Below are 21,742 nucleotides of genomic sequence, written 5' to 3' on the forward strand. Positions count from 1 at the left end.
ATGCCCACCGTGATCCAGACCACCGACGAGCTGTACCAGGCGCTCCAGGAGAACGACGAGCGCCCCTACGGCCGTGCCCGCACCGTCACCGCCGAGGAACTCGTCGACGCCGCCGAGCAGTTCGAGGAGCCCGTGCTCCTCGTCCACGCCCTCCTCGAACTCCAGGAGGCGTACACCTACGGCTCCGAACCCCGCAAGTCGCCCGTCGTCTTCGCCCGCCTGCTCACCCTCTTCGACGAGCAGCCCGACGTCTTCGACGAGCGCCTGCGCCACCAGCTGTTCTGGCGGTTCAAGTGGGTGGGCCACGCCCTGCGCCAACTGCCCGAGGTACCGCTGGCGAGTCTGCGCCAATGGCTCCAGGAGATGCGCGACCGCTACGAGAAGGCCGACCTCGGCCTCCAGCCCTACTACGGACAGGCGTACCAGCTCGCCGCCCACGTCGGCGGGGACACCGCCCTCGCCTACGAGCTGTGGGCGGCCCGCACCCGCACCCGCCTCAGCGACTGCGAGGCCTGCGAGATCTGCGAGCGCGCCCTGTTCCACCTCGCGGCGGGCGACGACGAACGCGCCCTGGGCACCTGGGAGCCCGTCCTGAACGGGAAGGAGTCCTGCCGGGAGGAGCCGGCCCGCTCCGTCTCGTACGCGCTGCTGCCCCTGCTGCGCACCGGGGCCGCCGACCGGGCCCGCGAACTGCACCTCGCCGGCTACCGCGGCTGCCGCCGCAACCCCTCGATGTCCGGCGAGGTCGGCCGGCACCTGGAGTTCTGCGCGCTGACCGGCAACGAGGCCCGCGGTCTGGAACTGCTCGCCGAGAACCGGAACCTGTTCGACGAGGTCGACTCGCCCTTGGACCAGCTCGACTTCCTCACCGGCGTCGAGGTCCTGCTCCAGCGTGTCGAGCACCTCGGCCACGGCGAACTGCCCGCCGCCGGATACCCCGGCCGCACCTGGACCGTGGCCGGGCTGCGCGCCGAGGTGCGGGGCCGCGCGGACGACCTCGCCGCCCGCTTCGACGCCCGCAACGGCACCTCGAACCACACCGACCGCCGCAGGACCCGCCTCGACCGGGCTCCCCTCCTCGACGCGCTGGAACTCACCCTGCGCACCCGCAGCCTCGACGACGTCGCCCCGGTCGCCCCGGTCACCGTGCCGCCCTCCCGCACCGCTGCCGCCGTGCCCGACGCCCTGCCCGAACTCATCCTCCAGGCAAGGCAGTTGGAGGAGCAGGGTCACCCGGACGCCCGGACCTGCTTCGCGCGGCTGCGCACACTCGTCACCGCCCGCGACTACACCCACCCCGACGACCCCGCCGTGGGCCCGCTGGTCCGGTTGCGCGCGGACCTGCTGGCCGACGAGGCGAACCAGGCGGGCAACAACGACGAGTTCGCCGAGGCCGCAGCCCTCCACGAGGAGGCCGCGGCCCTCTACGACGACGCCGCGGAGCCCGGTCACGCGGCGGTCGCCCGCGCCTGCGCCCTGCTCGCCACCGCCCAGATCCCCGGGGAGGAAGAGGACGACGCCGAGGCGAAGGCGGCCGCGCTGACCGCCGTCCACGCGTCCGTGGCCCGCCTGCACGAGGAGTCGGCCGACCTCGCCCCCTACCAGGAGGCCCGTCTGCTGCGGCTGCGGGCGACCGCGCTCGGCCTGCGCCTCCAGACCACGGGAAGCAAGGAGCACGTCGCGCCGGTGTTCGCCGAGGCGGACCTGCTGCACGCCTTCGCGGCCCGGCACGACCTGGCCGGGCAGATCTCCGGCGCCCTGCTGCTGCGGGCCAGCACGCACGCCATCTCCGGCGACCTGCCCGCCGCGGTCACCGAGATCGACGCCCTCCTCGACCGGCTGAAGGCGTACGGCCCCGCCTGGCACCTGCCCCGCACCCTCGGACTGCGCGGCCGGTTCCAGCTCGTCCTCCAGGACCCGCAGGCAGCGCACTCGGACCTCACCGAAGGTCTGCGACAGGCTGCCGACTGGCCCGCCGACACGGTCGACACCGCCCGCCTCCACGGCGACCTCGCCGAGGCGTGCATGCACCTGGGCCGCCCCGACGAGGCCCTGCGGCACCTGACGCGCTCGGCCGAGGCGAACCTCCGGAGCGGCAACCGGATCGACGCGTTCTGCACCTACAGCAACGCCGCCCAGCTCAGCCTCGACCTGGACCGCGTCGAGGACTGCATCGCGTTGCTGGACTCCCTGCTGGCCGAACCGGACGTCGTCTCCGGAGAGCTGGACGACCGGCTCGCCGCCCAGCTCCGTCTGACCCGCGCCCGCGCACTGCGCGCGGGGGAGGACATCAAGGCCGCCACCGTCGAGTTCGCCGCGCTCGCGGCCGAGTCGGCCGGCTGGGACGACGACCCCGGCAGCCACGCCATGATCGCCGCCGAGACGGCCGTACTCCTCGGCGAGTCCGGCGAGTTCGGCCCGGCCCGCGAGGCCGCGGACCAGGCGATCGCCGCCCACGCCCGGGACCCCCGCTACGAACTGCTCAGCAACTGCCTGCGCGAACTCGCCCGCCTCCAGGCCCAGCAGCAGGGCGCCGAGGGCCTGACCGACGCCCGCGCCTTCCTCGCCGACGCCGGCCGGATCGCCGACGAGGCCCGCGCCGCCGGATACGAGGCCCGCGGCCGTTCCCTGGACTCCGCCCTGGCGTACGAGCACGGGCGGGTCAACGCCTACGCCGGCGCGTACGAGGACGCGCTGGCCGCCCTGGAGAAGGCCCTGGCCCTGCTCGGCGAACCGGGACCGGGAGACGACCGGGCCGGTGAGTGGGCCGAGTGCGTCCGTCTCGCGGGCGCCGTGGAGGGCCTCTACCTGGAACGCCCCGCGCCCGCCCTGGCCCGCCTCGACGCGGCGGTCTCCCACCTGACCGCCGCGGGCCACACCGAGGAGACCGAGCCGCTGACCTCCCTGGCGGCCCGGCTGCGCGACGAGGAGTGACGCGCCGGCCGGCCCGCGGACACCCGTTCCCCGGGCCGGCCCCGGTGTCATAACCTCGTGAAGCAGACGTCGGTCGGCCGGTGCAGACATCCACGCTGAGGAGGCGATGGTGCTCGGAAAGGGCACGTGGTTGCTGGTGGGTGCCCTGGTCGTGGCCTGGATGGTGCTGTCCGGCCCCAGCGCCCCGAGCGGAGCCCTCGACGCCGGGTCGCTGCCCCCGAAACCGGTCAAGGACGTCGTCCCGAACCGGGTCATGACGTGGAACCTCTGCAACCCCTGCGAGACGGGCAACGACGACCGGGCGGCCGAGATCGCCACGTACGCGCCCCAGGTCATCGGCCTGCAGGAAGCGTGCGTGGGCGACGTCGAGAAGATCCGCGACTATCTGGAGAACCTCCACGGGCTCCTCTACCACGTCGAGTACGGGCCGGTTCTCCAGAGCTGGGGCCGTTGCGGGGGAGCGCCCTGGAACCCGGGCGGCTACGGCGAGGCCATCCTCTCGGCGGCACCGATGACCGACGTCGTCACCGAGGAATACCCCGACGGCGGCTCCGAGGACCGCGGGTACATGGCGGTGACCACCACGGTGGGCGGCCAACCGGTACGCGTCTTCAACACCCACCTCGCCGAACGACGCCAGGAGGCGGTCCGGGCGGACCAGGTCGGCGTCCTCGCCAAGGAGGTCGCCCGGCACGCCCGCACGATCGTCATCGGCGACTTCAACGCCGTACCGGACTCCTACGAACTCACCCCGATGTGGAAACTGGCCGCGGACGCCGACCCGCGGTGCCGGCCCGGGGCCGCCGGCGCCTGCGAGCCGACCACCGACTGGCAGAGCAAGTTCGACTACGTCTTCCTGCGCGGCTACGTCCCCGCCGGCCACCGTGTGCACCCGAACCCGGTGTCGGACCACCATGTGCTGTACGCGGACGTGGCCCCGGCGCCGAAGCCGAACCGCAGCTGATCACGGCGCGACGACCCGGCCGGGCGTTGAGGCGGCTGCCGCGTTCAGCAGTGCGGCACCGTCTTGTGACGGGCGACGAGCGAGGCGTGTACGTAGCCGACCCAGTTGTCGGTCCCGTTGGACTGCACCGTGGAGTAGAACCACCGGTTGGTCCAGTAGTCGCCCTTCGCCCGATCCCCGTGCTTCCAGCACATCACGTCGACCGTACGGCCGTTGGGTGCCGTGCCCAGGATCGCGGAGTCCGTCGTCGCCGCCTCGCGAACGTAGGCGAAGCCCGCGTTCGAGGAGACGTAGCCGCCCGTCCACGCCGAGACGGGGGAGGCGGCCAGCCCGGGCAGGGCGGCGGCGGTGGCGACGACTTGGCCCGCCAGCCGTATGCGCCGGGCGAGCGTCCCGCAGGTATGAGTGGGGCTGGTCATCGGGTCCTCCTGATCGCGTGTGACGAGGCAGCGTGCGGAGCTGCTGTCGGCGGCGCCGGGTTCCCTTTGTAAGCGAGTGCGGCCCGGCCGACCGGGGGCGTTGCATCGGCGTGGCCCGGGTGCAACGTGCCGGCCGAGGGCATCGCCACGTGGTACGGCGGACATCCGGGCTTCCCCTCGGCAGGGGGAATCAGCTCAGGGCGCCTGCACGGACGTGCTGAGGCAACGTGGTCCACCACGCTGACATGGCCCGGGCGGGAGCCTCGACCGCCTCCTCGTGCAACAGACGGGCCAGCAGAGGGAGTTCGCCGGCCATGCCGAACGCGTAGACCAGCCGCTTGAGTTCCGTCCTTCCGCCGGAGCCACTCGTGAGGGGGTGCCGGTCCGTGTGGCGACGCAGGACGGCACGCCAGTAGTGCTCCGGGCTGCGCCCTGGAATGTGGCCCAGCGCGTGCAGCGCCGCCCGTACGACGGTCGAGGGCATGCCCTCGGCGATCGTCAACCGGGCTATCGCCGGGCGTTGCGAGGGGCCGCCGAGCACACGCAGCGCGTGCAGGACCGGTCCGGCCCGTTCCGACCGCAGGACAGAGGGCGCCGTCAGCTCGGCGGCGAGCGCGGCGGCCAGCGACGCCCGGTAAGGGCTGGCGCGCAACAGCATCGCGTTGTAGAGCCGCACATCCGAGACAGGGTGGTGCAGGATGTCGTCAACGACCTCACGCAATACCGCGACCACCGTCGGTGGGTCACCGGTCACGGGCATGCGGCTGAGGAGACGGGCGACAGCGACGCGTGCCGTGCCGGGGTCGGTCAGCAGTCCGTGGGCGGCGATGTGCCGGGTCTCGGCGCGGGCTCGTGCGGCCCGCGAGAGTGCGGCGGCATAGCGGGGCGGGGCGGGTAATCGAGGGAGCAGGACCGCGGCCAGTTCGGCCGTCTCGGGCTGGACGCGGGGGTCACGGAGCACATCGCCGATGACGTGCAGGAGCTCCGCCGACTGGTCCGGACCGAAATGGTGCCGTTGCACCTTGCGTACGCAGGCCATCAGCGCGCCGTGGAAGCTGTCGTCGTCCGTCGGGTCCCGCAGGTGTCGCAGAACGTGCCGGGCCGCGTCCGGGTGCCCGCTGCCGTCCAGCGCGCACAGGGCCTCGATCAGTCCCGCGTGGTGTGCCTGGGAACCGACGTCCGCGCACACGGACACGGTGTCCGGTGCCCAGGCGGGATCGGCGAGCAGTCGGCTCAGACTCTCGAAACGGCGCATCCAGGGAAGTCCCCCCGACACCAGCGTCTCCTCCAGGAGGCGCTCGGTGACCGCACGACGGATGCGCGCCGGTGAGAGGGGCACCGGACTGCTGACCAGCCGTGCGGTCAGCTCGTCCCATTCCCCACCCGTCAGCCGTTCGCCGTCGAGAGCCTTGTCGAGCAGCAGATCCACGCGCCGGGTGTGCAGGCCGTCCGCGCCGACCCGCCGCACGGCGCTCGCCGTGAAGGTGTCCGCGGCGGGACCGCCCTGGTACCGGGCAAGGGTCTCGAGCACCGCCACCAGGGCATACGGGCTGAGCCCGAGGACCTCCTCGTATCCCCGAACCGCCGCGAACGGAACGGGAACCTTTCCGCTCTCCCACCGCGATACCGTGCTCGCGCTGACCGAACCCAGCGCACCTCCGCGGGCCCCGAGCAGGGCCGTGAACGATGCTCCCGTACGTACCGCCGGGTTCTGATGGTGGCAGCGGTGTGCGCGCAGCAGCCACCCTGCCCGCACACTCCACGCCGTCGTCCGTGCCGTTCCGCCGACGCTCGCGTCCGCTTCGCCCGCCTGGCGCTGATCCACGGCCGGCCCCCGCTCCCACGCCGCTGTCTCCCCGCCCAGGATGGCCAGCGCCGGCGTGCTGCCGGGAGCCGGGTTCCAGCCACTTGGGGCACGCCTCAGAAGGACCGCGGGCTCGGCCTGCCGCCGAGCCCGCCACGCCGGCTCGGTAGCAGAGCCGGACCTCGTGTCGCGCCGTCAGCGTTGCAGGGTCAGCAGACCCGGCCGGTAGGGCAGGAGGCCGTAGTCGACGCCGTCGGAGTTGGGGCTGCGTCCCTGGTAGAGGAACTGCAGGTTGCAGGGATCGACGGTCATGGTCTGATCGGGGCTGGTGCGGATCAGTTCGCCATGGCTGATGTCGTTGGTCCAGGTGGCGCCACTGTTGGCCTTGCCGGCGAAGGGATTGCTCTCCGTCGCGGCCTGGGGTGTCCACGAGCCGTTCAGGCTGGTGGCCGTGAACGAGCGGAAGTAGCGGTGGCCCTGCGAGCCGATCGCCTCGACGATCATGAGGTAGCGGTTCTGGCCCTGCAGCTTGTAGACCTGCGGCGCCTCGAACAGGTTGTTCGTCGAATCGCTCATGATCACTGTCGAGGTCGAGCCGAAGCTGCCCGGGAAGTTCCCGATCGGCATACTGGCCCGGTAGATCTTGCCGTTGTCACCGGCGAAGAACAGGTACATGTTCGTCCCGTCACCGATGAGCGTCTGGTCGATGGGTCCGGTGCCGGAGCCGGCGATGCTTCCGGAGAAGAGCACCTGCGGGGATGACCAGCCGTTCGGGTTGGTGGGGTCGCTCGACGTCCGGTAGGAGAAGGCGGTTCCGCCCCACTGGTAGGTGAGCACCCAGATGTTCTTCGGCGCGAAGTAGAAGAGCGTGGGCGCGACGGTGGAGGCCGACATCGCGTTCTGGCCGGCCGAGGCCATCTCCGACCAGTTGGTGAACAGGCCGAAGTTCATCGACCCCCACTTCGTCCCCGTGTCGTGCGTCGTGGCGTAGACGAGTTGCCTGCCGTTGTAGGGGACGACGGTGAAGTCCTTGAGCGAGACCCACCCCTGCTTGGGCTGCGCCAGGGCGCCGGTCGACGTCCAGCGGTACGTCGACGGAAGAGCGCACGTGCCGGGGGTGTCGGCGCCGACCTTGACGAGTTGCCACTGCTGGTTGGTGCCGCCCCAGTCGTCGTACTGGACGATGTTCGCGTTGTCGGCGGTGGAGGCGCCTTGTACCTCAAGGGCCTTGTTGCTGTGGCGCGAGACGAGCCGTACGTAGCCGTCGGAGCTGTCGGCCAGCCGCCACTGCTGGTTGGTGGCGTTCTGGTCGGCCCACTGGACGATCGAGCCGCCGTTCGCGGTGGACCAGTTGTGGACGTCCAGCACCTTGCCCGAGTGGCGGGACTTGATCCGGTAGTAGCCGCCTCCGGAGTCGACGAACTGCCACTGCTGCTGGTTCTGATCGTTCCTGGTCCACTGGGTGATGCGGGCGCCGTCGTTGGTCGCCAGGTTGTAGACGTCCAGGGCCTTGTCGCTGTTGCGGTTGACCAGCACGTACGAGGCGTTGGGGTCGACGGTCGCCGCTGCGGCCGGCTGGGCGCCGAGGAAGGTGGCCACGAGCAGCAAGGGCGCGAGGACGGCGAGTAAGCGTCTTTGACGGACCGGGGACGGGCGGCGAAACCACATCAGAGGGCCTCCTTTGGGGGCGGGGGTGGGGGTGCCCCCGAATGTTTCGAAGAATTCTCCGGATGCTTCGCCGCCACAAGCTAGAAACGCGGGACCCTCTGGTCAAGCCCTGTCACCGATCTGTCCATAAACAGCGCGCCGACGGCGACGTCGAGGACTCCTCCGGCTCGCCGGAGATTCGAAATGTTTCGGGCGAGGAGCCGAAACTTTTTCTGCGAGGAGTATTGACGGGTCATCGTCAATACCTCAATCATCCCTGTCTGAGAAACGGACCATCGTTCGAGTTTTCGAACCACGTCAGCACTGAGCAAGCTGCGCTGCACGACAGATCCGCGGTCCCCCGGCTGAGCCGCGATGGAGTACCCGCATGCGTTCGTGTCCCTCTGCCGAGTGGGAGCGGACGACGTATTCCCCTTTGATTTCTACCTTGGAGGCACAGTCATGGGCTCATACGCCCTTCCCAGATCCGTTGTCCGCCGGAAGATCCGCGGCCTGTTGTGGGCGCTGGTCGTCGGCGTCCTCGGTGTGGCCGCCGCACTGGTCGCGCCGCCGACCGCACAAGCCGCCGAGAGCACGCTTGGCGCCGCGGCGGCGCAGAGCGGCCGCTACTTCGGCACCGCCATCGCCTCGGGCCGACTGGGCGACTCGGCGTACACGACCATCGCGGGCCGTGAGTTCAACTCGGTGACGGCCGAGAACGAGATGAAGATCGACGCCACCGAACCGCAGCGGGGCCAGTTCAACTTCGCCGCCGGTGACCGCGTCTACAACTGGGCGGTGCAGAACGGCAAGCAGGTGCGCGGTCACACCCTGGCCTGGCACTCCCAGCAGCCCGGCTGGATGCAGAGCCTCAGCGGCGGCTCGCTGCGCCAGGCGATGATCGACCACATCAACGGCGTGATGGCCCACTACAAGGGCAAGATCGCCCAGTGGGACGTCGTGAACGAGGCCTTCGCCGACGGTAATTCGGGAGGCCGGCGCGACTCCAACCTGCAACGCACCGGCAACGACTGGATCGAGGTCGCCTTCCGCACCGCGCGCGCCGCCGACCCGGCCGCCAAGCTCTGCTACAACGACTACAACATCGAGAACTGGACCTGGGCCAAGACCCAGGGCGTGTACGCCATGGTCCGGGACTTCAAGCAGCGCGGCGTGCCGATCGACTGCGTCGGTTTCCAGTCGCACTTCAACAGCGGCAGCCCCTACAACAGCAACTTCCGCACCACCCTGCAGAACTTCGCCGCCCTCGGCGTCGACGTGGCCATCACCGAACTCGACATCCAGGGTGCCTCGGCCACGACCTACGCCAACGTGACCAACGACTGCCTGGCCGTCCCGCGTTGTCTCGGCATCACCGTCTGGGGTGTGCGCGACACCGACTCCTGGCGAGCGCAGGACACGCCGCTGCTGTTCAACGGCGACGGCAGCAAGAAGCCCGCCTACACCGCCGTCCTCAACGCACTCAACGGCGGCACCACCACGCCCCCTTCGGGTTCCGGACAGGTCAAGGGCGTCGGGTCGGGCCGCTGCCTGGACGTGCCCAGCAGCAGCACCACCGACGGCACCCAGCTCCAGCTGTGGGACTGCAACAACGGCACCAACCAGCAGTGGACCTACACCGCCGCCGGTGAACTCAGGGTCTACGGCAACAAGTGCCTGGACGCCGCCGGCACCGGCAACGGCACCAAGGTCCAGATCTACAGCTGCTGGGGCGGCGACAACCAGAAGTGGCGCCTCAACTCCGACGGATCCATCGTCGGCGTCCAGTCCGGCCTCTGCCTCGACGCCGTCGCGGCCGGCACCGCCAACGGCACCCTAATCCAGCTCTACGCCTGCTCGAACGGCAGCAACCAACGCTGGACCCGCACCTGAGGGGACCTGCCACAAACGAAAGGGTGAATCGATGAAGACCCACGGTGAGGTTTCTTCCGCCCCTCCACGATTACACCGCTGGTGGTCCCGGGTCGCCGCCCTGGTGGCGCTGACCCTCGCGATCGGCATGCTCGCCGCGGTGAATCCGGCGCCCGCCGAAGCGGCGACGGTGGACACCAACGCCTGGTACGTCCTGGTCAATCGCAACAGCGGCAAGGCGCTGGACGTCTCCGGCGCCTCCACCGCCGACGGCGCGCGGGTCAGCCAGTGGACACGCGGCGACGGAGCCAACCAGCAGTGGCAGTTCGTGGACTCCGGCGACGGCTTCTACCGCCTCAAGGCCCGCCATTCGGGCAAGGTCCTCGACGTGGCCGGCTCCTCGACCACGGACGGTGCCGCGATCCAGCAGTGGGCCGACCACAACGGGGCCAACCAGCAGTTCCGCCTGGCCGACTCCGACGCGGGCCACGTCCGGCTGATCAACCGCACCAGCGGCAAGGCGGTCGAGGTGCAGGGAGCCTCCACCGCCGACGGTGGCAACGTCGTCCAGTACTCCGACTGGGGCGGCGCCAACCAGCAATGGCAGATGATCAAGCTGTCGTCCGGTGGTGGTGGCGGGGGTGGATGCGGCAGCGCCCCGACCCTGGCGAGCGGGACGTACACGATTCAGAGCGGCGGCAAGAGCCGCAGCTTCATCCTCAGGGTTCCCGCCAACTACGACAACAGCCACCGCTACCGGCTGATCTTCGCGTTCCACTGGCGGGGCGGAACGGCCGGCGAGATCTCCTCGGGCGGCACGAGCGGGACCGCCTGGTCCTACTACGGCCAGCAGGAACAGTCCAACAACAGCGCCATCCTCGTCGCTCCCCAGGGCCTGGGCAACGGCTGGGCCAACTCTGGCGGTGAGGACGTCACGTTCGTCGACGACATGATCCGGCGCATCGAGGGCGGCCTCTGTGTCAACCCGGCACAGCGCTTCGCCACGGGCTTCAGCTGGGGCGGCGGTATGAGCTACGCACTCGCATGCAGCCGGGCCAACGTCTTCAGGGCCGTCGCGGTCATGTCCGGCGCCCAGATCAGCGGATGCAGCGGCGGCACCCAGCCCATCGCCTACTTCGGGATCCACGGCATCAGCGACAACGTCCTCGACATCGGGCAAGGACGGTCCCTGCGCGACACATTCGTCCGCAACAACGGCTGCGCCTCCCAGAGCCCGCGCGAGCCCGCCCCGGGCAGCCGAACACACATCACCACCACCTACTCGGGCTGCCGTGCCGGATACCCGGTCCAATGGGCCGCGTTCGACGGAGGCCACATACCCGGTCCGGTCGACGGCTCCACCGGCGAAAGCGGCGTCACCACCTGGACCAAAGCAGAGATCTGGAGGTTCTTCGCACAGTTCCAGTGACACGCCAAGCCCGCACCACGGAGTGGAGCCCGGATCGATCCCTGGCTCCACTCCGACTCGCAGCTCTAGAAGAACCCGAGTTTCTTCGGACTGTAGGAAACAAGGAGGTTCTTCGTCTTCCGGTGGTACAGCGTTGCCAGGCTGCTGACCTGCAGAAAGCCGTTCGAAGGGGACAGTGAGCGGCTTCCTGGTCCGCGAATGGTCCGGATCTTGGATCCTTGGTCGCATCGGAACGGGGGCTCCCCGCGACAGGGCGGAGACACGGCATGCCCCGGTTGCTCGGTCTTGGCATAGGTGCGAGAGGTTTACCGGTGGTACGACGCTGAACCTGTCGCGGTTGGCGGGGCACGTCTGAGTTATCGTCAACTTCCGCGTCTACTGTGTCAGTGCCTTTGCGCGCATCTGACCTACAAGGAGCTCTAGGCCGTGAACGTCGAGATTCCTCCGCACGTCCGCGAGACCGCCTCCCAGCTCGGGGACGGCGTGCCGTACGCGCTGAAGGTCCTGGCCGGCCAGCTGGCGGATGAACCGGATATGGGTGAGCCCTCGAGTCTGCCCGGCATCCTCACCGTGATGATCGACGGCGACCTCTTCGAACACTGCCCTGCCCTGGCCGTTGGCTACATTCGTGAGCCGGACCGGATCGAGATCCGATTCGTGACCCCTGCCTCCTTCGCGCAGCCCGCGACAGTCGGCCCCGAAGAACCTGAACAGCAAGAGCAGGAGCAGGCTGTTGAATCCGGTGCCGAGGCGGTCACCGTCCGGGAGGTGGCGGATGCCTGGCGCCGCATCACCGATTGGCTCCAGACCCACGCCCCCGACTCCTACGCGGCTCTGCGGGCCGGCGCGAGTTCCGCAGCCGTCGCCGCTGTGGAAAGCGATCTCGGGGCGCAGATTCCCGTCGAGCTGCGCACCCTGTGGCTGCTGACCGCAGGGGATGACGGGGCGCAGGGCTGGGGATGCCTGCCGGGCAACCAAGCCCTGATGACCTTGGATGCTGTGCGGGCCCTTTACCGGATGAAGAGGGACGCGCAGGTCTCGGAGGACGCCCTCAACTCCGGTCGCCCGGAAGAGGAACGGATCACGGTGTGGAAGGCGACCTGGATTCCTGTCGTCGCACTGGGCCCGTCCGATGACTCGTCAGGTCTGTATCTGGACGCCTCGACCGGCTATCTGGGCCGCTGGTCCCGTTACTACGAAGCCCCTGATGAGGAACGCGACTCGCTGGTCACGTATCTGGAAGAGATGGCCGACATGCTGGAATCCCCGGCTCTGGCCGCGCGGGACAAGCCGGGGCTGATCGGCGGGACTTTGGTATGGCTGAGCAGCATCGATCCCGCACTGGAGGACCGGTGGCAGTCCTTGACCGATTGATCCAGTCGAAATGCGGGGGACCCGCCCGGTGAGCGGGCCCCGCGCTCTCCTTCGTGTGATGGCGCTCGCGCTAGCGACGAGGGGCTTCGCCACGTCACCACCACGCTGACCAGCCTGTTTCACTCTTCAGACCACAGGATGAAAGACGTTCACTGACAACGGTCCTGTTCACGCCGGGAGCTTGGGGGGGGGGCGGGCTTACGTTGCGGCGGGCCCGGCCATTTCTGCTGCCTTCTGTTGGCGGTTCGGGCGCTGCCTGCGGGCATTCGACGGGTCACCGCGCTCATGAGCGAGCGGCTCGCGGGGGGTGACGTTCTCGAGCACAATTTGGTCCGCGACTGGTCCGAGTGGAACTCCACTGGCCACCGAGAGTAGTGAGAAGGACCCGACTGATTGCATTGGGTAGCAATTGTGTCGGGTTGCCTGGAGTGGAACGGAGTCTCCAGACAACCGACTTCAGGCTCTAGAAGAACCCGAGTTTCTTCGGACTGTAGGAAACAAGAAGGTTCTTCGTCTGCTGGTAGTGCTCCAGCATCATCTTGTGCGTCTCCCGCCCGATCCCCGACTGCTTGTACCCGCCGAACGCGGCGTGCGCCGGGTACGCGTGGTAGCAGTTGGTCCAGACGCGGCCCGCCTGGATTCCCCGCCCTGCCCGGTACGCGGTGTTCATGTCCCGGGTCCACACGCCCGCCCCGAGGCCGTACAGCGTGTCGTTGGCGATCTTCAGGGCGTCGTCGAAGTCGTCGAAGGATGTCACCGAGACGACCGGGCCGAAGATCTCCTCCTGGAAGATCCGCATGCGGTTGTCGCCCTCGAAGATCGTCGGCTGGACGTAGTAGCCGCCCTTCAACTCGCCGTCGCACTCGATGCGTTCACCACCGGTGAGGACCTTCGCGCCCTCCTGGCGGCCGACGTCCAGGTAGGAGAGGATCTTCTCCAGCTGGTCGTTGGAGGCCTGGGCGCCGATCATCGTGTCGGTGTCGAGAGGGTGGCCCGGCCTGATGAGCTCGGTGCGGGCGACGGCCGCCTGGAGGAACTCGGCGTAGTTGCCGCGCTGGATCAGCGCCCGGGACGGGCAGGTGCAGACCTCGCCCTGGTTCAGGGCGAACATCGTGAACCCTTCGAGAGCCTTGTCCCGGAAGTCGTCGTCCCGCGCCCAGACGTCGTCGAAGAAGATGTTCGGCGACTTGCCGCCGAGTTCCAGGGTGACCGGCTTGATGTTCTCCGAGGCGTACTGCATGATCAGCCGCCCCGTGGTGGTCTCGCCGGTGAACGCCACCTTGGCCACCCGCGGGCTCGACGCGAGCGGCTTGCCCGCCTCCACGCCGAAGCCGTTGACGATGTTCACCACGCCCGGCGGCAGCAGGTCCGCGATCAGGCTCATCCAGTAGTGGATGGACGCCGGGGTCTGCTCGGCGGGCTTGATGACGACCGCGTTGCCCGCCGCGAGGGCCGGGGCCAGCTTCCACACCGCCATCAGGATCGGGAAGTTCCACGGGATGATCTGCGCGACGACGCCGAGCGGCTCGTGGAAGTGGTACGCCACCGTGTCGTCGTCGAGCTCGCCCAGCGAACCCTCCTGCGCGCGGATCGCCCCCGCGAAGTACCGGAAGTGGTCGATGGCCAGGGGGATGTCGGCCGCCAGCGTCTCGCGCACCGGCTTGCCGTTCTCCCAGCTCTCCGCGACGGCCAGCTTCTCCAGGTTCGCCTCCATGCGGTCGGCGATCTTGAGGAGGATGTCCGAGCGTTCGGTCACCGAGGTCCGGCCCCAGCCCGGGGCGGCGGCGTGCGCGGCGTCCAGCGCCCGTTCCACGTCCTCCGCGGTGCCCCGCGCGACCTCGGTGAACGGCTGCCCGTTCACCGGCGACGGGTTCTCGAAGTACTGCCCGCGCGCCGGCGGCACGTACTCGCCACCGATGAAGTGGTCGTAGCGCGCCTGGTAGGAGACGATCGCGCCCTCGGTGCCGGGTGCCGCGTAACGGGTCATGCTGGCCAGCCTCCTTCAGCAGCGCCGCCCGCCGTTGGACGGCTCTGCGGGTGAGGCTAGGAGCGCGGACGTTGCAACCACGTTGCCGTCGGCGCGGCCAGCTCCGACTCCAGCGCGGCCAGCCGGGCCCGCACGCTCGGCGTGGGCCGTACGACCGCGAGCGCCCGCCACACCTCGACGTCGTCCTCGCCCCAGGGCGCGTGTGCCCAGTCCGCCAGCAGGTCGGGGTCCCGGCGGGCGACCAACGCCGTCCGCAGCCCGTCCGCGACCCGCCGCCTGAGCCGCACCACCGCCGGGGCCTGCGAAGCCGGCAGCAGCGGACCGCTGTACCCGCGCGCCGCCGCCGTCACGGCCCCGCTCTCCAGCCGCCGTTCCACGACGGCCACGTCCGACTCGACGGGCACCGTCAGCCGGTACGGCCGTGACGCCAGCAACCCGGGCCCCAGAACCCGGCGCAGCCTGGCGAGTTCGGCCCGCAGCGTCACCGGCGTCACCGACTCGTCCTCGTACAGCGCGCACGACAACTCGTCGCCGGTCAGACCCTCCGGGTGCCTCGACAGCAGCACCAGGATCTCGCTGTGCCTGCGGCTGAGCCTGACCCTGCGGGCGCCCCCGGCCAGCAGCGCCTCGTCCCGGCCCAGTGCGCTCAGCTCGAGCCCGGCCGTGACCGGCTGCTGCGGGAGGAGCAGCGTGAGCTGCGACTCGGCGGCCCGCGCGACCGCCTGGACGAAGCCCAGGCTGTGCGGATGCGCGAGCCCGTCCCCGCCGGTGATGTCCACGGCCCCCAGCACCCGCCCGGTCCGCGGATCGTGCACCGGCGCCGCCGCGCACGTCCACGGCTGCACCCGGCGGATGAAGTGCTCCGCCGCGAACACCTGCACCGGCCGGTCCACCGCGACCGCCGTACCCGGAGCGTTGGTCCCGACGGCGGTCTCCGCCCACCGCGCACCCGGCACGAAGTTCATCCATTCGGCCCTACGGCGGGTCCTCGTGTGGCCCTCCACCCAGAGCAGCCTGCCGTGTTCGTCGCACACCGCGAGCAGGTGCTCCCCGTCGGAGGCGAAGGTCCCCATCAGCTCACGGAACAGCGGCATGACCTTGGCCAGCGGATGTTCGGCCCGGTACGCACCGAGGTCCCCGTCGCTTAGTTCGACGTCCGCCGTCCCGTCGGGCCCGACGCCGGCCCGCGCGGAACGCAGCCACGAGTCGGCCACCACCGGACGGACCGGCCGCTGCACCGTGCCCGCCTCGGTGAACGTCTCGTGCGCGCGTCGCAGCAGCCGGACACGCTCGGCAGGGTCCGCCCCCGGCTCCAGAGCCACCCATGGATCCGTCAACTCGGCCTCCCGGTGCGCGATGCGGCTGGGGACATCGTCACTCCCGGTCCGCGCGCGAACAACCTCTTCGACCGGCGTCACTCCGACGGTACGCGCGTCTCACACGGCTTCGACCATGCGCAGGTAACGGTCCCAGTCCCAGTACGGCCCCGGGTCGGTGTGGTCCGTGCCCGGCACCTCGTAGTGCCCGATGATGTGCGCGCGGTCCCTGGGGATGCCGTACCTCCCGCAGATCCCCGCGGTGAGCCTCGCGGACTCCTGGTAGAGGGCCTCGGTGAAGTAGGCGGGCTTGTCCACCCATCCCTCGTGCTCGATGCCGACGCTGCGGGTGTTGTAGTCCCAGTTCCCAGCGTGCCAGGCGACGTCCGCCTCCCGCACGCACTGCGCGACATGACCGTCGGCCGAGCGCACGACGTAGTGGGCGGACACCTGCTTCGCCGGGTCGCGGAAGATGTCCAGGGCGTCGGCGTAGGAGGTCTGGGTGACGTGGATGACCACCCGGTCCACCCGGTAGGACCAGGGGCGGTCCGAGGCCGTGAGGTTGGACGACGTGGCAGGCTGCCACTCGGCGAGCGGGTGGTCGACGGGCTGCGGGGCGGCCCCGGCCCGCGTCTCGGGAAGCAGCGCGTATGGTACGGCGGCCAGGACGGCCCCCTTCAGCAGCCGCCGTCGGTCGAGTGGCGGTCTGGCGCGTTCCATGGTCAAGTGCCTTTCGTCTCAGCGGCGTTCAGGCATGCGGGATCACCGCGGTCTCACGGAGCCGGTCGGGTGCTCCGCGGTGAGTCTCGCGCGCCGGCAGCCGTTCCCGGCGGATCTCCGTGGCGTGGGTGTGGTTGGTGTCGCGAACGGACAGGGGACGTTGGTGCGGTCGGCGTCACGGACGGACCGGGCCTCGCGAAGACCGTTCGTCCGTGGCAGCGGCGTGCCTCGTGTGCATCACGCTACGGCCCGAGCCGGTCCGGCGGGGTGACGCCGGCGTTCCGGTGGACAACGGCGGGAATGTGGACAACCCGCTCACTCGACCGGGTGAGTTGACGGACCTTCAGGCGCGTGCGCCGACAGCCGCCGGGTCGTCCAGCACGGCCCGCACCACGGAGTGCGCGGCACCGAGCAGCGGTCCCTCGGAACCCAGGTCGGACACGGACACCGGGCAGGCCGGACCGGCCGTGCGCCGGGCCAGCTCGTCCCGCAGGGAGGGCAGCAGCCAGGGCGCGAGCCCGGCCAGCGCACCGCCGAGCACCACGGCTTCGGGGTCCAGCAGGTTGACCGCCCCGGTCAGCGCGATGCCGAGCGCCTGCCCGGCCTCGCACAGGGCACCTCGTACGGCCTCGTCGCCGTCCGCCGCGTGCTGGGCGAGGAGTCCGACCCGGTCCTCGCCCGGCTCCAGGCCGGCCGCCCGCAGCACCGCTTCCTCGCCGGCGTACTGCTCCAGACAGCCGCGTCCGCCGCACGGGCACGCCGGTCCGTCCGGGCGGACCGGGACATGACCGAGCTCGCCCGCGAAACCGCGGGTGCCGCGCAGCAGTTGCCCGTCCACGACCAGTGCCGCGCCGATGCCGATCTCCGCCGAGACGTGCAGGAAGTCGTGGGGGGTGCCGTCGCCGAGCCAGAGTTCGGCCAGTGCGCCGAAGTTGGCCTCGTTGCCCACGGTCAGCGGGAAGTCCTCGGGCAGCAGGGTGCCCAGATCCGTGTCCTGCCAGTCGAGGTTCGGGGCGCGGACGACGGTCCTGGCGTCACGGGCGACCAGCCCGGGCACCGCCACCGCGAGGCCGGCGGGCCACAGGCCCTCGCCCTCCGCCTCGGCCACCACCCGGTGTACCAGCGAGGTGAGTTCGGCGATCACCGGCTCGGGGGAGCGGCCCCGGTTGGCGGCGTATCGCACCACTCGCGAGCGAACCTGTCCGCGCAGGTCCACCGCGCAGACCGCGAGGTGGTCCACGCCGATCTCGGCGCCTATTCCGGCGGGCCCGCGCCCGCTGACAGCGAGCGCGGAACCCGGCCTTCCGACCCGGCCGGGACGCTCGGGACCCAGCTCCTCGATCAGCCCCGAGCGTATGAGCTCGTCGACGAGGGTCGACACCGCGGCCCGGGTCAGGCCGATGCGCGAGGCGACCGCGGCACGCGACAGCGGTCCCTCGGCGCTCACGGTGTGCATCACGCGGGCCAGGTTGCGGCGGCGCATGCCCTGCTGGGTGTCGGGCAGGCCGCGCCCGGGCCCCGCCGGGTGGGCGTCGTGCAGCGGTGCGGTCATGCCTCCCTCACTCCCCAGAGGTCCCCCGCTCCAGCAGCGGCACCGCGTCGGAGAGTACCCCGGCGATCCGGGCCAGCGTCTCGTCGTCCCGCTCCACGGCCTCCAGCACCGGCCCCGCGGCGGTGTTCCAGCGCCGGGCGACCGCACCCGGGTCCTCGCCGGTGAGCAGCCCCGCGGCCTGGGCGGCGGCGCCGAGGGCGACCAGTTCCTTGGCCTCGGGCACCTGGACGGGACGCCCTGAGAGCCGTCGTACGGTCTGCTGCCAGGCGGTGCCCTGGGCGCCGCCGCCGATCAGCAGCAGCGGCGTCGAACGGTCTGCGTCCTCGTCGAGCACCAGGTCCAGGGCCCCGAGCAACGCCTGTACGGCACCGTCGTAGGCGGCCTGGAGGAGCTGGCCGCCGGTGGTGTCGTGGCGCAGGCCGTGCAGCAGCCCGGAGGCGTTCGGCAGGTTCGGGGTGCGCTCGCCGTCCAGGTAGGGCAGCAGTGTGACCCCGGAGACCGGCTCGACGGCCTCGCGGTCCAGACCCAGCAGGGCCGCGACCCGGTCGACGGCGAGCGTGCAGTTCAGGGTGCAGGCCAGCGGCAGCCAGTCGCCGTGGGCGTCGGCGAAGCCCGCGACGGTGCCGGTCGGGTCTGCGGGGCGGTGCTTGGACACGGCGTAGACCGTGCCGGAGGTGCCCAGGCTCATCACCGGCGTCCCGGGACGCAGCCCGAGACCAAGGGCGGCGGCCGCGTTGTCGCCGGTGCCGGGGGCGACCAGGGTGCCCTTGGAGAACGGCAGGTCATGGCCGTCGCGCACGGTGCCGGCCACTTCGCCGGGCCGCACCACGCGGGGGAGCAGCGCGGGGTCGAGGCCCACGTGCGCCAGGATCTCGCTGTCGTACGACTCCGTCGCGGACGCCCACCAGCCGGTGCCGGAGGCGTCGCCGCGGTCCGTGGTGCCCTCCCCGGTGAGCCGCTCGGTGAGGTAGTCGTGGGGCAGGCGGACGGCCTTGGTCGCGCGCAGGGCCTCCGGCTCGTGCTCGGCGAGCCAGGCCCACTTCGTCACCGTGAAGGAGGCGCCCGGCACGCTTCCGGTCCGCTCCGCCCAGGCCTTCGGGCCGCCCAGCTCCTCGATGAGGCGCCGGGCCTGCGGCGCGGAGCGCACGTCGTTCCAGAGCATGGCCGGGCGCACCGGCTCGCCTCGCTCGTCCAGCGTGACCAGGCCGTGCTGCTGGCCGCCGATCGACACCGCGGCGGCCTCCCGTGCGGCGTCCCCGCACTGGCGCAGGGCCTCGGACAGCGCGTCCCACCACTGGCGCGGGTCGCTCTCCCGGCCGGCCCCGGAGGACACGGTGTGCGGCGCCTGGCCCCGCGCGACGACCCGGCCGGTGGCCGCGTCGACCACCAGCGCCTTGGTGGACTGGGTCGACGTGTCCACGCCGACGACGAGCGGACCCTCGGCTGCTGACATCGGGCTCTCCCTTTTCGCGCGGCCTGTGTGCGCGGCTCATGATCTTGATGCGGCCGATGTCTCCACCCGGAGACACCTTGTCTCTTCCCGGAGACGTGTGTGCATACTAATTTGTAAACCGCCATGACGAAATAGTCCGGAGCAGCAAGGAGCCGCGTCATGAACTACCAGCCCACCCCCGAGGACAGGTTCACCTTCGGCCTGTGGACCGTCGGCTGGCAGGGAAGGGACCCGTTCGGCGACGCCACCCGACGTGCCCTCGACCCGGTCGAGACGGTGCAGCGCCTGGCCGAGCTCGGCGCCCACGGCGTGACCTTCCACGACGACGACCTCATCCCGTTCGGGGCGTCGGACAGTGCGCGCGAAGGTCACATCAAGCGCTTCCGCGAGGCCCTGGACGCGACCGGCATGAAGGTGCCGATGGCGACCACCAACCTCTTCACGCACCCCGTCTTCAAGGACGGCGCGTTCACCGCCAACGACCGCGACGTGCGCCGCTACGCCCTGCGCAAGACCATCCGCAACATCGACCTGGCGGTCGAGCTCGGCGCCGAGACCTACGTCGCCTGGGGCGGCCGCGAGGGCGCCGAGTCCGGCGGGGCCAAGGACGTGCGCGTCGCCCTGGACCGCATGAAGGAGGCCTTCGACCTCCTCGGCGAGTACGTCACCGAGCAGGGCTACGACCTGAAGTTCGCGATCGAGCCCAAGCCGAACGAGCCGCGCGGCGACATCCTCCTGCCCACCGTCGGCCACGCGCTCGCGTTCATCGAGCGCCTGGAGCGCCCCGAGCTGTACGGCGTGAACCCCGAGGTCGGCCACGAGCAGATGGCCGGGCTGAACTTCCCGCACGGCATCGCGCAGGCCCTGTGGGCGGGCAAGCTCTTCCACATCGACCTCAACGGCCAGTCCGGCATCAAGTACGACCAGGACCTCCGCTTCGGCGCCGGCGACCTGCGTGCCGCCTTCTGGCTCGTCGACCTCCTGGAGAGCGCCGGTTACGCCGGTCCCAAGCACTTCGACTTCAAGCCGCCGCGGACCGAGGACCTCGACGGTGTGTGGGCGTCGGCCGCGGGCTGCATGCGCAACTACCTCATCCTCAAGGAGCGCGCGGCCGCCTTCCGCGCCGACCCGCAGGTCCAGGAGGCGCTGCGTGCCTCGCGTCTGGACGAGCTGGCGCAGCAGACGGCGGCGGACGGCCTGAAGTCGCTGCTCGCGGACCGCAGTGCCTTCGAGGACTTCGACGTGGAGGCGGCCGCCGCCCGCGGCATGGCCTTCGAGCAGCTCGACCAGCTCGCCATGGACCACCTGCTGGGCGCGCGCGGCTGAACGAAGCCCACACGCGTGTGCCGTCGGCCGTGAGTGGCCTGCGCCGACGGCACGCGTGCGTGCGTATGTGCCGCGACCCCCGGGTGGAATGTTCCGGAATCGTGTGATCCACGGCATGAGGCCGTATCAACGTCCGCGCGGGGGTCGCCTCATGACCGCTTCGAGGCGACTCTGGACGGTATGGCCATGCCGCCGGTACCGCCCCAGCCGCCCGGACCGCCGGGTGACACACCGCCTCCGGGCGGTGGCTTCGGACCACCTCCTGACGACTTCGGGCGCAACAGCCCGAACCCCTACGGCGGGATGTCGTCGACCCAGCCGATGGGCCCGGTCGACGACCACGGCACCGGCGGTCCGAGAAGGCGCCGGAGCCCGCTGTTCGCCCTGCTCGCCGTGATCGCGGCCGCCGTGGCCGTCGCCCTCGTCGTGGTCTTCATGGCCTCGGGCAGCGACGACTCGCCGGACAAGAGCCTGGCGCCGACGACCAGCACGAGTGGTTCCCCCGAGCCGTCGTTCAGCCTGCCCACGCAGCTTCCCAGTGAGTTGCCGAGCGAGCTCCCGTCTCAGTTCCCGAGCGACATCCCCAGCGAGTTCCCGAGCGACCTGGAGTCGTTGCTGCCGTCTTTGATCGGGTGAGGTCGCCGTCCCTGACCGGATGAGTCAGAGCGGCGCGGCAACCGGACGTACGGCACCGTCGTCTCCACCCCGCGGTCGACCAGCCGGCCGTCGGCGTCGAACGCCCCGGTTCCGTCCGTCATCCCGAAGTCGTTGTCGTTGATCAGGGCGAGCGTGTCGTCGTCCACGCGCGCGACACCCTCGACCTTCCCGGGCACCCCGGCGACCGTGCCCACGTCGACGACCAGCTTCTTGGCGAGCACCGGCACTCGGGAGGCCGCCGGATCGTCGAGCTGCTCCAGCGAGGGGGACGTGGTGTCGTTGCAGCAG

The 21,742-nt window shown here is 70.7% G+C and carries 15 protein-coding genes and 1 pseudogene; 7 read left to right on the forward strand and 9 right to left on the reverse strand.

Annotated elements, in window-relative coordinates; all coding sequences use genetic code 11:
- On the forward strand, positions 1-2,934 hold the full coding sequence (locus ABZ098_RS37330; protein WP_356598196.1) for a hypothetical protein: 2,934 nt from the start codon (positions 1-3) through the stop codon (positions 2,932-2,934).
- A 106-nt stretch (positions 2,935-3,040) separates the two neighbouring features.
- Entirely contained in the window at positions 3,041-3,898 is an 858-nt protein-coding gene (locus ABZ098_RS37335) for an endonuclease/exonuclease/phosphatase family protein (protein WP_356598197.1), read from the forward strand.
- Between the two features lie 44 nt (positions 3,899-3,942).
- Here ABZ098_RS37335 and ABZ098_RS37340 read toward each other — a convergent pair whose 3' ends face one another.
- The 3 genes from ABZ098_RS37340 to ABZ098_RS37350 form a co-directional block, all read right to left on the reverse strand.
- A complete protein-coding gene (locus ABZ098_RS37340; protein ID WP_356598198.1) occupies positions 3,943-4,317 on the reverse strand; it encodes an SH3 domain-containing protein in 375 nt (124 codons plus the stop codon).
- Between the two features lie 190 nt (positions 4,318-4,507).
- Positions 4,508-5,848: a hypothetical protein gene (locus ABZ098_RS37345; RefSeq protein WP_356598199.1), complete on the reverse strand. Its 1,341-nt coding sequence runs from the start codon at positions 5,846-5,848 to the stop codon at positions 4,508-4,510.
- Between the two features lie 468 nt (positions 5,849-6,316).
- Positions 6,317-7,789 (reverse strand): non-reducing end alpha-L-arabinofuranosidase family hydrolase, encoded by a 1,473-nt coding sequence (locus ABZ098_RS37350; protein ID WP_356598200.1) that lies wholly within the window; start codon positions 7,787-7,789, stop codon positions 6,317-6,319.
- Between the two features lie 441 nt (positions 7,790-8,230).
- Between ABZ098_RS37350 and ABZ098_RS37355 the strand changes: the two genes are divergently transcribed.
- From ABZ098_RS37355 to ABZ098_RS37365, 3 genes are all read left to right on the forward strand, one after another.
- Positions 8,231-9,661 (forward strand): endo-1,4-beta-xylanase, encoded by a 1,431-nt coding sequence (locus tag ABZ098_RS37355; RefSeq protein ID WP_356598201.1) that lies wholly within the window; start codon positions 8,231-8,233, stop codon positions 9,659-9,661.
- Between the two features lie 100 nt (positions 9,662-9,761).
- The gene (locus ABZ098_RS37360) at positions 9,762-11,069 is read left to right on the forward strand and encodes an RICIN domain-containing protein (protein ID WP_356598349.1); all 1,308 of its coding nucleotides are present in this window, start codon (positions 9,762-9,764) and stop codon (positions 11,067-11,069) included.
- A 426-nt stretch (positions 11,070-11,495) separates the two neighbouring features.
- A complete protein-coding gene (locus tag ABZ098_RS37365; protein WP_356598202.1) occupies positions 11,496-12,443 on the forward strand; it encodes a hypothetical protein in 948 nt (315 codons plus the stop codon).
- A gap of 463 nt (positions 12,444-12,906) precedes the next feature.
- Here the strand turns inward: ABZ098_RS37365 and adh are convergent, their stop codons facing one another.
- The 5 genes from adh to xylB form a co-directional block, all read right to left on the reverse strand.
- Positions 12,907-14,430, reverse strand: coding sequence for an aldehyde dehydrogenase (gene adh / locus ABZ098_RS37370; RefSeq protein ID WP_356598203.1), 1,524 nt, complete (start codon positions 14,428-14,430; stop codon positions 12,907-12,909).
- 56 nt (positions 14,431-14,486) lie between these two features.
- Complete coding sequence (locus tag ABZ098_RS37375) at positions 14,487-15,767, reverse strand: GAF domain-containing protein (protein ID WP_356598204.1); 1,281 nt, start codon at positions 15,765-15,767, stop codon at positions 14,487-14,489.
- Positions 15,768-15,866: 99 nt separating this feature from the next.
- Positions 15,867-16,466 carry a peptidoglycan recognition family protein gene (locus ABZ098_RS37380; RefSeq protein WP_356598205.1) on the reverse strand — a complete coding sequence of 200 codons (600 nt, stop codon included), beginning with the start codon at positions 16,464-16,466 and terminating at the stop codon, positions 15,867-15,869.
- A 343-nt stretch (positions 16,467-16,809) separates the two neighbouring features.
- The gene (locus ABZ098_RS37385) at positions 16,810-18,018 is read right to left on the reverse strand and encodes an ROK family transcriptional regulator (RefSeq protein ID WP_356598206.1); all 1,209 of its coding nucleotides are present in this window, start codon (positions 18,016-18,018) and stop codon (positions 16,810-16,812) included.
- A 7-nt stretch (positions 18,019-18,025) separates the two neighbouring features.
- Complete coding sequence (gene xylB / locus ABZ098_RS37390) at positions 18,026-19,471, reverse strand: xylulokinase (RefSeq protein WP_356598207.1); 1,446 nt, start codon at positions 19,469-19,471, stop codon at positions 18,026-18,028.
- A gap of 159 nt (positions 19,472-19,630) precedes the next feature.
- Here xylB and xylA point away from each other — a divergent pair, with 159 nt between their 5' ends.
- Both xylA and ABZ098_RS37400 read left to right on the forward strand, forming a co-directional pair.
- Complete coding sequence (gene xylA / locus ABZ098_RS37395; RefSeq protein ID WP_037707810.1) at positions 19,631-20,797, forward strand: xylose isomerase; 1,167 nt, start codon at positions 19,631-19,633, stop codon at positions 20,795-20,797.
- Between the two features lie 180 nt (positions 20,798-20,977).
- Entirely contained in the window at positions 20,978-21,433 is a 456-nt protein-coding gene (locus ABZ098_RS37400) for a hypothetical protein (RefSeq protein WP_356598208.1), read from the forward strand.
- A gap of 35 nt (positions 21,434-21,468) precedes the next feature.
- On the opposite strand, the pseudogene ABZ098_RS37405 reads toward ABZ098_RS37400, so the two are convergent.
- Positions 21,469-21,735: pseudogene (locus ABZ098_RS37405) on the reverse strand (esterase-like activity of phytase family protein); the annotation flags it as partial.
- Positions 21,736-21,742: the final 7 nt, after the last annotated feature.

The organism is Streptomyces sp. NPDC006335, from assembly GCF_040612795.1.
Classification (GTDB): Bacteria; Actinomycetota; Actinomycetes; order Streptomycetales; family Streptomycetaceae; genus Streptomyces.